The 11,223-nt window shown below is 31.1% G+C and carries 11 protein-coding genes; 7 read left to right on the top strand and 4 right to left on the bottom strand.

The annotated features are described in order from the left end of the window. Positions 1 to 52 precede the first annotated feature (52 nt). Entirely contained in the window at positions 53 to 1,573 is a 1,521-nt protein-coding gene (locus ACI313_RS02870; protein WP_320608346.1) for a 4Fe-4S dicluster domain-containing protein, read from the bottom strand. A gap of 114 nt (positions 1,574 to 1,687) precedes the next feature. Here ACI313_RS02870 and ACI313_RS02865 point away from each other — a divergent pair, with 114 nt between their 5' ends. Next, entirely contained in the window at positions 1,688 to 2,548 is an 861-nt protein-coding gene (locus ACI313_RS02865; RefSeq protein ID WP_320608345.1) for an RluA family pseudouridine synthase, read from the top strand. Positions 2,549 to 2,571: 23 nt separating this feature from the next. After that, the gene (locus ACI313_RS02860; protein ID WP_320608344.1) at positions 2,572 to 3,084 is read left to right on the top strand and encodes an A24 family peptidase; all 513 of its coding nucleotides are present in this window, start codon (positions 2,572 to 2,574) and stop codon (positions 3,082 to 3,084) included. Here the strand turns inward: ACI313_RS02860 and ACI313_RS02855 are convergent. Continuing rightward, positions 3,036 to 3,875: an RluA family pseudouridine synthase gene (locus ACI313_RS02855; protein ID WP_439755224.1), complete on the bottom strand. Its 840-nt coding sequence runs from the start codon at positions 3,873 to 3,875 to the stop codon at positions 3,036 to 3,038. The genes ACI313_RS02860 and ACI313_RS02855 overlap by 49 nt on opposite strands. Before the next feature lie 53 nt (positions 3,876 to 3,928). Here ACI313_RS02855 and ACI313_RS02850 point away from each other — a divergent pair, with 53 nt between their 5' ends. Genes ACI313_RS02850 through ACI313_RS02840 form a run of 3 tightly spaced genes read left to right on the top strand, consistent with a single transcriptional unit; the run spans position 3,929 to position 6,125 of the window. Then, the gene (locus ACI313_RS02850; RefSeq protein ID WP_320608342.1) at positions 3,929 to 4,762 is read left to right on the top strand and encodes an HAD family hydrolase; all 834 of its coding nucleotides are present in this window, start codon (positions 3,929 to 3,931) and stop codon (positions 4,760 to 4,762) included. Continuing rightward, positions 4,755 to 5,627, top strand: a complete 873-nt coding sequence (gene thyA / locus ACI313_RS02845) for a thymidylate synthase (RefSeq protein ID WP_320608341.1) — start codon at positions 4,755 to 4,757, stop codon at positions 5,625 to 5,627. Before ACI313_RS02850 ends, thyA begins: the two co-directional genes overlap by 8 nt. A 9-nt stretch (positions 5,628 to 5,636) precedes the next feature. Next, positions 5,637 to 6,125: a dihydrofolate reductase gene (locus ACI313_RS02840; protein WP_320608340.1), complete on the top strand. Its 489-nt coding sequence runs from the start codon at positions 5,637 to 5,639 to the stop codon at positions 6,123 to 6,125. A 19-nt stretch (positions 6,126 to 6,144) separates the two neighbouring features. Here the strand turns inward: ACI313_RS02840 and ACI313_RS02835 are convergent, their stop codons facing one another. Both ACI313_RS02835 and ACI313_RS02830 read right to left on the bottom strand, forming a co-directional pair. Beyond that, positions 6,145 to 7,065, bottom strand: a complete 921-nt coding sequence (locus ACI313_RS02835) for a magnesium transporter CorA family protein (RefSeq protein WP_439755223.1) — start codon at positions 7,063 to 7,065, stop codon at positions 6,145 to 6,147. 48 nt (positions 7,066 to 7,113) lie between these two features. Next, positions 7,114 to 7,719, bottom strand: a complete 606-nt coding sequence (locus tag ACI313_RS02830; RefSeq protein WP_320104423.1) for a hypothetical protein — start codon at positions 7,717 to 7,719, stop codon at positions 7,114 to 7,116. A 59-nt stretch (positions 7,720 to 7,778) separates the two neighbouring features. Here ACI313_RS02830 and ACI313_RS02825 point away from each other — a divergent pair, with 59 nt between their 5' ends. After that, the gene (locus tag ACI313_RS02825) at positions 7,779 to 8,456 is read left to right on the top strand and encodes a DUF554 domain-containing protein (RefSeq protein ID WP_439755222.1); all 678 of its coding nucleotides are present in this window, start codon (positions 7,779 to 7,781) and stop codon (positions 8,454 to 8,456) included. A gap of 73 nt (positions 8,457 to 8,529) precedes the next feature. Beyond that, positions 8,530 to 11,079 (top strand): ATP-dependent Clp protease ATP-binding subunit, encoded by a 2,550-nt coding sequence (locus tag ACI313_RS02820; RefSeq protein ID WP_320608337.1) that lies wholly within the window; start codon positions 8,530 to 8,532, stop codon positions 11,077 to 11,079. Positions 11,080 to 11,223: the final 144 nt, after the last annotated feature.

Below are 11,223 nucleotides of genomic sequence, written 5' to 3'. Positions count from 1 at the left end.
GGATATAACTCTTTTCAAGTGACAAATCACTTAACTGTTATATCCTCTTTTTTTAGTGTTCACTTACTTCATGTAAACGGTCTGAATAAGCTGATTCATCAGCAACTTTCAAATCATTTTCATTAGCGTATTTTTTAATTAAAGCACTTGATTTAGTAATTGGTTGTAATGTTCCAGCACCGGCAACACAACCACCAGGACAAGCCATACCTTCTAATAAATATCCATTTAATCGACCAGCTTTAGCCATCATCAACATTGATTTACAGTTCTTCAATCCTTCTGCAGCTTGTACTTTTACATCTACTTCAGGGTGTTCTTTATTGATTAAGTCTTTAACGGCTTTGGCAACTCCACCACTAACCGCAAATCCACGAGCTGTGTTTGAACCTTCTGTTAATGGATCATTTCCTTCGATGTTTTCTAAATCGATGTGTTTTGCATTAAACATACCCATAACTTCTTCGAATGTTAATACGAAATCAATGTCAGAACGAATTGAGCGACGACTTGCTTCTAATTTTTTAGCAGCGCAAGGACCGATAAATACAACTTTTGCGTTTGGTTTTTCTTTCTTGATTAAACGACCAGTTAATACCATTGGTGTTAGAGCCATGGAAATGTATGGTGCAAAATCAGGGAAGTTTTTCTTAGCCATTACTGACCAAGCAGGACAACAACTTGTTGCCATAAATGGCTGTTGAGAAGGTACTTTTTCTAAGAAGTCTTCAGCTTCTTCGATAGTACATAAGTCAGCACCAATAGCTACTTCAACAACATCCGCAAATCCTAATTGTTTTAATGCGGATTTTACTTTTTCTGGTGTTACTTTTGGACCAAATTGTCCAACAAAAGCAGGAGCAATAGCGGCAATGACTTCGTGTCCTTCTTTCATAGCATAAATTGTTTGGAAGATTTGTCCTTTATCAACGATGGCACCAAATGGACAATTTACTAAACATTGACCACAGCTGACGCATTTATCATAATTGATAACAGCTTTACCATCTTCGTCACTACCAATCGCATCCATTCCACAACTTGCAGCACATGGACGTTCAATTTTTGTAATTGCGTTATATGGACAAGCATCCATGCATCGTCCACATTTGATACATTTATCTTGATCAACATAGCTTCTTCCATCTTTGATATGGATTGCATCTCTAGGACAAACTTCTGTACATTGATGAGATAAACATCCTTGACATGCATTTGTTACGAAAATTTTCTTTTCAGGACATGCATTACAAGCAAATTTAATAATATTTATAAGTGGATCGTCATAATATTTTTTAGCGATTGTACTTTCTTCAATTCCATCTGAAATTTTACCATATTCGCTACATTCGCGAACAGGTAAACCCATTCCTAATCTTAATCTTTCACCAATAATAGCTCTTTCTAGGAAAATACTATTACGATAAGTTGCTTTTGTTCCAGGAAGAATTTCATAAGGAATTTCTTCAATTCTTCTCGCATAATCTGTATCATCTGAATAAGCCATTTCTGCAATTGCAGTGAAAATTTTACGGCGAATATCAGTAACAGAATTATATACTCCTCTTGGCATACTTTTTTCTCCTTTATTTTTAACACACACAATTATACAGAGTTTTAATGTTTTTTTAAAGCTATTTTGGTAAAAATTTCACAAATTTAAATTGATTTGTTGTATACTTAAAATATGGAAGAAATAATAATTCAAAAGAATGATGCCAATCAAAGATTAGATAAATACTTGATGAAAACATTTCCTAATTTATCAAAGTCTATGATGTATAAGGCTATCCGTAATAAAAAGATAAAAGTAAATCGTAAAAGAGCAGAATTTAATCAAATTTTAAATGAAGAAGATCATCTTCTTTTATTTTTGCCACCAGATGTTTTAGTCAAAAAAGAACGAGCAATTTTGGAACAAAAAGAATTAGATGTTGTTTATGAGGATAAAAACTATATTGTTGTCAATAAAGAATATGGTCTACTTTCGCAAAGTGATTCAAATGAAAATCAAGATTGTCTAGTTAATCGAATTCAAAGCTATTTATATCACAATCATGAATATGATCCTGAAAAAGAAAATAGCTTTGCACCAGCAATCTGTAATCGCCTTGATAGAAATACAACTGGATTAGTCATTGCCGCTAAAAATGCGCAAGCACTTAGAAAGATGAATGAAGATATTGCGAGTCATCGTGTGCATAAATACTATAGAGCTTGGTGTGATGGAATTATCCAAAAAGATGGAATGATTACTTGTTACATAAAAAAAGAAAACACAAAAGCTTTAGTATCTAAAACGGAAAAAGAAGGATATAAACAAGCCATCTTGAAATATAAAGTCATTGATCATCGTGAACACGAAACAAAAGTGGACATTGAATTATGTACGGGACGTTTTCATCAAATTCGTGCTTCTTTTTCATATATTGGACATCCATTAATAGGAGATGTAAAATATGGATATAGAGGTAATAAAAAACAAATAAGCTTACAAGCGTATAAGTTAAAATTTGATAATGATTTGCCAGATATAATGATTAAATAAGAATTGATTTTTATACTTAAAGTATGAAAATCTTTTTTTTATATCATCAAAAAACACATCACTATTTCATTATTGATATTTTGGCAATCTTGTTATCAATTTATTTACCTATACCTATTTATGTTTCTCTTTTTTTATATTGTTTAGCAATTCAAGATGGATATACGCTTTATATTTCTAAAAGATGGATTATTCCATCTTTACTTTTACTTACTTTCTTTGATTCTTATTCGCTATTTACAGGATTATTTTTAGGAAGTGTTTCCTATGTGATGTATCGTAAGAAATGGATGGGAAGTGCGGATGTTTTGTATATGGCGTATTTTGGTTTTCTTGTTGGCTTTGAAAGAATGATGGTTGCTTTATTAATTGCTGTTATAACGGGTTTAGTCATTTATATAAAAAAACAAGATAAAATGATTCCATTTTTATCTTGTTTGTCTTTTGGAATATTGATTTCTTTATGTAAAGGATACACTATTTTTTATTATTTATTGAATCTATCATCCAAGGGAATTTCAATATTCACAAGCTGATTATATAAAGGATGATTGAATGCCATATGGTAGTTTTCTAGGAGCATACCTCTATGATCAATTATTGTTCCATAGATAGGATCGTTAATAATAGGAAAGCCACTTGAGCTTAAATGAACACGAATCTGATGTTTACGTCCTGTTTCAATATTAACTTTACACAAGGTGGTATTGTTTTGCCTTTTTAATACTTTTACATGTGAAATGCTTTTTTTGCCGTTTTTGGAAATAATCATGGCTTTGGCATTGTGACGATTTCGACCAATGGGCATATCGATTGTTTTAATGTTCCAAGGAATTCTTCCTTGTACAAGGGCATAATATTCTTTTATACATTCGTGTTGAGCAATCAAGGAATCAAACATACCTTGAAAAAAGGGCAATTTCGAAAATAAAACAATTCCAGAACATTCAGTATCAATACGATGAATTGCTTGGCATGAATGAGGATGACCTTCATTATATAAGTAACAGTTTACACGATTTTGAAGGTTATCTTGATGATTTCCATCATCATGTACTAATAAAAATGGTGGTTTATAAGCGGCAATTAAGCATTCATCCTCGTATAATATAGATACAGGTTTATCTATTAAATTTTCAATAGTTTCAATTGGAAATTCAATGGTACAAGTAGTGTTTTTCTTATAAAAAGAAGTATCCGGTTTTATGATATAATCTGAAAAACGTTTTGTTGAGAAATTAAAATAATGAAGTAATGCTTCTTTACTGGTATCTTGCTTGATTTTAAAACGAAAAGCATAGGCATTGAGTTCTAAGTATTCAATCATAATTTTATTATATATTAAAAAAATGATATAATAAAACTATTGAGGAGAAAAATATGATAAAAAATACGGTTACATTAGTCGCAACAGATTTGGATGGAACACTTTTAAATGCTAAAAAAGAAGTATCGGAAGAAAATAAACAAGCAATCCGTGATTTAAAAAAGAATGGTATTTTCTTTGGAATTGCGAGTGGTAGACCTGTTGAGACAATCTTAAAAACAATTGAAGACTGGGGATTGAATAAAGACATTGGTTTTGTGATGGGAATGAATGGTGGAGCCATTTATGATTATCGCCAACAAATTAAAGAAGATTTTTATTTAATGGATGGAAAAGATGCAATAGATATCATGGACTTTTTTCAAGGATATGATGTTATTTTTTGGGTCTTAATTGGGGATAAACGTTATGTAAATATATCAACACCACAAACAAGAGAACACGCAAAGTTGTATCGAGAAAACGAAATTGAATGTGATTTATATGACTTTGTGAAAGATAAAAAAATTAATAAACTAATTTTACATTTTGATCCTAGTTATCAAAAGATAGTTGAGAACCGTGCTAGTGAATATAAAAATCCAAACTGTACTGGATTTTTTACAGCTAATAACTTGTTTGAATTTGTAGATCCTCATATTAATAAAGGATTTGGTATTGAAAAGTTATGTGAACACTTTGGTACAAGTAAAGAACATGTTGTTAGTTTTGGAGATGATTTAAATGATTGTGAAATGTTGATGGCTTCTGGCTGTGGAGTCGCAATGAAAAATGCTAGAAATCGTTTAAAAGCTGTTGCGAATTATGTTTCTGAATATACAAATGAAGAAAATGCGATTGCGCATTTTGTGTATGATTATATTTTAAAGGAGGAAGAGCATGTCTAAGTGGGATGATATATACTGTAATTTATGTGAAAATATTTTGAATAATGGGATGGAAGTAGAAAATCGTACAGGAATTAATACGATTAAAATTCCTAGTGCACATTTTCAATTGGATGTAGGAAAAGAATTTCCTATTCTTACAACAAAACAATTATTTATTCGCCAAGCTGTATTAGAAATGCTTTGGATTTATCAAGCACAAAGTAATGATGTACGTTGGTTACAAGAACGTAATGTCCATATTTGGGATAAATGGGAAATCAATGAACAAGGTGACTGGTTAGATGATAAAACGGGAAAGGTTTTAAAACATTTTGATCCAAGTTTTGCTCATACAATTGGTACCGCCTATGGTTACATTGTAAAAGAATTTCATCTAATTGATAAATTAATTGATTCTTTGAAAAATGATGTCAATGATCGTCGTCGTGTTGTTTCACTTTGGCAAGATCAATACTTAGATACAGCCGTTTTACCAAGTTGTGTATGGTCGAGTGAATGGGATGTAACAGATGGTACTCTTAATGTATGGGTTCACCAAAGAAGTTGCGATACGGCTTTGGGACTTCCGTTCAACGTAACGCAATACGCAGTTTTAATGAAGATGATTGCTCAAGTCACAAATTTAAAGGTGGGAACATTGGATTGGTCAATTAAAGATGCCCATATTTATGTCAATCAAGTAGAGGGAATTAAAGAACAACTTCATCGTTATCATACTATGGAACCATTGGAAGCACCGGAATTATGGTTAAATCCAAATATTAAAGATTTCTATGATTTTGATAGTTCAAAGGAATGTAAAGATTGTAAATTGATTAATTATAAACATATGGGAAAAATCACTTTTCCATTAGCACAATAGGAGGATTCAATGGAATTGATACAAATTGCCGCAATTGGTAAAAATAATGAATTAGGAAAGAATAATCAATTAATTTGGGATTTAAAAGAGGATATGAAATTTTTTAGAGAACAAACTAAAAATCATATCATTGTTATGGGAAGAAAAACATTTGAATCTCTTCCAAGACTTCTTCCTAAGCGACATCATATTGTGATTAGTCATCAAAACTTGAATTTGCCTGATGAAGTTGAATTGTTTCATTCGGTTGAAGATTTTTTAAAAGCTTATCAAGATTCAGATGAGAGTATTTATGTGATTGGGGGAGCACAAATTTATAGACAATTTTTACCTTATTCACATAAATTGGTTTTAACAGAAATTGATTGTGAATATGATGCGGATGTGTTTTATCCACAATTTGATCATAGCCAATATAATCGTAAAGTTTTAACGAATATCGAAGAAAATGGTGTTCATTATCAACATATCGAATACACAAAAAAGGAGAATGCGTAATAATCGTATTCTCCTAAATTTATCTAATTTTTCTAACAATTACAAATACTAAAAAGGCAAAGACAATCGAAAAGAAAAAAGGAAACCAAGCTTGTGCCATAGGAAGACCGGAAACATTCATTCCATAAAAACCGAAAACCATATTTGGAACTTCCATTGATATTGTGATAATAGTTAAATCTTTCATAGAAAAGTTTAAGTTATTAGCAATAATATTTGAAAAAGTATCCATCGTTCCATTCAAGACATCTTTATAAATATGACTCATTTCATTTGCCTGGTCAATTTCAATTAAAACATCATCCAACAAATCATAGTCATCTTCAGTCAGTTTAAATTGTCGACAACGTTTTAGTTTTTTTAATGTGACTTCATCTGATTTTAAAGAAGTAGAAAAATAAATTAATGATTTTTCTAAAGCTAACATGGATAATAATTCTTCGTTTCGCATGCTCTGTCTTAATTGAGATGAAAGCTCCGTAGAATAATGATCAATTTGTTGTAAGTAAATTAAGTATTTTTGCGAGATTCGAAGCATAAAATGAAGAAAAAATTGAATCTTATTTTGCGTTTGAATGCCACGGCATTTTCCGTTAATGATTTCATTGATTTCGGTGTTTTCCGATAAACTAATAGTAACAATGTAATCATTACAAATCACAATTCCTAAAGGATATGTATTATATGTAGCTGTTTCGTCTCGCACTAAATGAGGACAGTCTATGATGAACAGCGTTTGATTAACATCGTCGTCATAATCCATATGGGCATTTTCTGAACGGTCTAAAGAAGACTTAACAAATTCTTCAAGAATGCCTAATTCTCGAATTAAAAATAACTTTTCTTTACGATTTGGATCGACAACATTAATCCAACATCCTTCTTGATAAGAATCAATTTTTTCGACAAATCGTTTCGTTGTTTTATAGTATTCAATCATGTGATAATTATATCATCTGCTTTGAAGTGTAGACAAATCAAATTGTTTTTATTTCATATTTGCGATAAATAGTAATTTTTTCTCTTTGAGTAAAAATGATTTAAATGACTGTAGCTCATCATAGCTGATAAAATCATATTCTGCTTTTGAAAGTATAATTGAAGCTTGTTGTAAGATATTTCTTAATTCCATCCAATGTTCACTAGAAAGAACATTTGTTAATTGATAAATGTTATCTTCATTCATCAGTGGTTGTAAATAAGAGAAAAGAGAAGTTGTCTGAGAATTTATTTGAAAATTAAGTTCTTGTTCATAAATTGGGTGAATAAATTTACGAAGCAAAATAAGAACAGCTTTACAATAATATAAAATACATCCACTGAAATCACTATCTAGATTATCTTCATAATACATTTCAATATCACTTGCTTGTTCTAATTGATCTAAAATAGGAAGAGAATCATAGTCTTCAGAGGAAATGTGAAGATATTCATAAAAATCAATTTCTTCTGTTTGGTCTGGTTCAGCTGTATTTCCATTCTTCATTTGATTCATGACATTATCAGCCATATCATTTAATTTTTCTTTTTCTTCATCACTTAAATTATCCATCATTTGTTTAATTCGTGAAAAATCTATATCACTAAATTTCATATTAGCCTCCTAATTTTATGCTATAATTTTAAAACGAAGAAAGAAGAGTGTAAAGAAATATGATTGGTACTATTGTTAATACATGCACAATATTAATTGGAAGTTTAGTAGGAAGTTTATTAAAAAAAGGAATTAAAGATAAATATAAAGATGCTTTATTTTTAGCTATGGGATTAGCCGCTACAGGTCTTGGGATGAATTCTGTGGTTCATAATATGCCGAATAGTAAATATCCAGTTTTATTTATTGTTTCATTAGCTTTAGGAAGCTTGATTGGAACTATTTTGGATTTAGATGGTAAATTTCATCGTCTTGTTGATAAGTTTTCATCCAAAGGAAAACTTGCACAAGGACTTTCAACGGGTATTTTATTATTTTGCATTGGAACACTATCTATTTTAGGACCTATTAATGCAGCATTGTATCAAAACTATACATTTTTACTTACGAATGCCACTTTAGATTTAGTTACTAGTTGTGTTTTGGCATCTGCCTATGGAGTTGGTATGTGTATTTGTGCTGGAGTTTTATTCTGTTGGCAAGGATTAATTTATGTTTTGGCAACCATTTTAGGAAACTTTATGAGTCAAGCATTGATGTGTGAAATATCAATTGTAGGTGGGTTCTTGATTTTATGCTCAGGCTTATCTATTTTGGAAATCAAAGATATAAAAACGATGAATTTATTACCTTGTTTATTGGTACCCATAGTATTTTTTATAATTTTAGCACTTTAGTGTTGACAGTGCTAAAAAGTGTATTATAATACAATTAGCACATGAAGTAGTAGAGTGCTAAGGAGGTGTTCTTATGAACTTTGAACAAATGTCAGAAAAACTTCAACAAATTATTATGAACGCGATTAATCAAGCTAAATCTTATCAACATACAAGTGTTGATACCATTGATTTGTTGGAAGCTATTTTCAAAGATGATGTACTAGATGGTTTATTCACAAAAGTTCATGTAGACAAACAAAAAGCTTTGAGCATCATTTATGATGAAAACAAACGAATTGCGACGGGAAATGTACAAAATTTAAATTTCTCAAATGAAGTTATAAAATCATTTGATGCTGCTGAAAAATGGGCTAGTGAACACGAAGAAACTTATTTAAGTGTTGCAACACTTTGGTTAAGTTTAATGTTTAATAAATCTTATATTTCTAAAAAATTAGTCAAAGAATTCAACTTGAATGAACAAGAATGTCGACAAGCAGAATTAGAGAGACGAAATGGTAAAAAATATGATTCTCCTACCTCAGAAGAAAATATTGAAGCATTGAAAAAATATGGACGTGATTTAGTTCAAGATGTTAAAGATGGTAAAATCGATCCTATTATTGGACGTGACGACGAAATCCGTCGTGTTATGCAAATTTTATCTCGTAAAACAAAGAATAACCCTGTTTTAATTGGTGAACCAGGAGTTGGTAAAACGGCTGTTGTGGAAGGAATTGCCTGGCGTATTATGAAGGGCGATGTTCCTGAATCTTTGAAAAATAAACAATTAATTGAATTGGATATGGGTTCTTTAATTGCCGGGGCCAAATATCGTGGTGAATTTGAAGAACGATTAAAAGCTATTTTGGATGAAGTTAAAAAATCAAATGGACAAATTATCTTGTTTATCGATGAAATTCATAACTTAGTTGGGGCTGGAAAAACAGAAGGATCAATGGATGCTGCCAACTTATTGAAACCTATGTTAGCACGTGGTGAACTTCATTGTATTGGTGCCACTACTTTCAATGAATATCGTCAATACATTGAAAAAGATGCAGCCTTAGAAAGACGATTCCAAAAAGTTCAAGTTCAAGAACCTAGCGTTGAAGATACAATTAGTATTTTACGTGGATTGAAATCTCGTTTTGAATCTTATCATGGAGTTCGAATTTTAGATGAAGCTTTGATTGCAGCAGCAACGTTATCAGATCGATATATTACAGATCGTTTCTTGCCAGATAAAGCAATTGACTTAGTCGATGAAGCTTGTGCAACTTTGAAAGTAGAAATGGAAAGTATGCCACAAGAATTAGATGAACTTCAAAGACGTATTTTACAATTACAAATTGAAAAGACTTCTTTACAAAAAGAAGAAGATAAAAAAGCAATTGATCGAAGAAATGAAATTGAAGCTGAATTAGCGCAATTACAATCACAACGAGATGAAATGCATTCACGTTGGGAAGATGAAAAAGAAGAATTAGCTCGTGCACAAAGTGATAAACAAGAACTTGAAAAAGCTCGTTTAGATTTGGAACAAGCACAAAATGAAATGCGTTATGAAGATGCGGCTCGTTTACAATATGGAACAATTCCTGAGTTAGAAAAACGTATTGCACAGCATAAAGAACATAAAGAAGATGCATTGATTCAAGAAACAGTTGATGAAGAAAGCATTGCCAAAATTGTTTCAAGATGGACGGGAGTTGAAGTTTCAAGATTGGTTGAAGGTCAAAGAGATAAACTTCTTCGCTTGAAAGATGAATTAGGTAAACGTGTAATTGGTCAAGATCATGCGCTTGAATTAGTTACGGATGCGATTATTCGTTCGAAAGCACAAATTCAAGATGAAAATCGTCCAATTGGTGCCTTCATGTTCTTAGGACCAACAGGTGTTGGTAAAACAGAGGTTGCGAAGGCTTTAGCTGAACAATTGTTTGATGATGAAAGACATATTATTCGTATTGACATGTCTGAATATATGGAAAAACACAGTGTTTCTCGTTTGATTGGTGCTCCTCCTGGATATGTTGGATACGATGAAGGTGGACAATTAACAGAGGCAGTACGTCGAAATCCATATAGTATTGTTTTGTTTGATGAAATTGAAAAAGCACATCCAGATGTATTCAATATCTTACTTCAAATCTTAGATGATGGTCGTATTACAGATTCTAAAGGGGTCACAGTAGACTTTAAAAATACGATTATTATCTTAACAAGTAATTTGGGTTCACAATATGCGTTTGAACCAGGTGATCACTATAATGATTATATGAATGAAGTTAAGAAATTCTTTAAACCAGAATTTATAAATCGTATTGATGAAATCATTGTGTTTAATGCATTGGATCAATCAGCATTCGCAAAAATTGCTCAAAAATTCATTAACTTATTGGCAAAACGATTAGAAAATCGTGAGGTTCACTTAGAAGTAAGTCAACGTGCTTTAGATGAAATTGCTAATCAAGGGGTAGATCCAGTATATGGAGCTCGTCCTATGAAGCGTTTTATTCAAAAGTATATTGAAACGCCAATTGCACATAAGATTATTGAAAAAGGATATGTCAAAGATGAAACAATCTATGTAGATTACGATAATGATTTCACTTTTGATTGGAAAAAAGATGAATAATCATTCTTAGAGAAGATGTAAGTCTTCTCTTTTTTATTTCTCATTTTAAAGTTGAAAAAAAGGGAATATGTGGTATATTAACACCGGACTTGAAAGCTAACTATATAAAAATCAATAGAATTTATGAAAAAGTTTGAAAATATA

This window comes from Floccifex sp. (genome assembly GCF_051873495.1).
Classification (GTDB): domain Bacteria; phylum Bacillota_I; class Bacilli_A; order Erysipelotrichales; family Erysipelotrichaceae; genus Floccifex.
Note: the sequence above shows the minus strand (reverse complement) of the source record. Positions and strands in the feature narration are given on the sequence as shown.

Coding starts and splice junctions, on each gene's coding strand:
- ACI313_RS02850 (WP_320608342.1), top strand. CDS start 3,929: ATGATAAAAAATACGGTTACATTAGTCGCAACAGATTTGGATGGAACA.
- ACI313_RS02830 (WP_320104423.1), bottom strand. CDS start 7,719: ATGAAATTTAGTGATATAGATTTTTCACGAATTAAACAAATGATGGAT.
- ACI313_RS02865 (WP_320608345.1), top strand. CDS start 1,688: ATGGAAGAAATAATAATTCAAAAGAATGATGCCAATCAAAGATTAGAT.
- ACI313_RS02860 (WP_320608344.1), top strand. CDS start 2,572: ATGAAAATCTTTTTTTTATATCATCAAAAAACACATCACTATTTCATT.
- ACI313_RS02840 (WP_320608340.1), top strand. CDS start 5,637: ATGGAATTGATACAAATTGCCGCAATTGGTAAAAATAATGAATTAGGA.
- ACI313_RS02870 (WP_320608346.1), bottom strand. CDS start 1,573: ATGCCAAGAGGAGTATATAATTCTGTTACTGATATTCGCCGTAAAATT.
- ACI313_RS02820 (WP_320608337.1), top strand. CDS start 8,530: ATGAACTTTGAACAAATGTCAGAAAAACTTCAACAAATTATTATGAAC.
- thyA (WP_320608341.1), top strand. CDS start 4,755: ATGTCTAAGTGGGATGATATATACTGTAATTTATGTGAAAATATTTTG.
- ACI313_RS02825 (WP_439755222.1), top strand. CDS start 7,779: ATGATTGGTACTATTGTTAATACATGCACAATATTAATTGGAAGTTTA.
- ACI313_RS02835 (WP_439755223.1), bottom strand. CDS start 7,065: ATGATTGAATACTATAAAACAACGAAACGATTTGTCGAAAAAATTGAT.
- ACI313_RS02855 (WP_439755224.1), bottom strand. CDS start 3,875: ATGATTGAATACTTAGAACTCAATGCCTATGCTTTTCGTTTTAAAATC.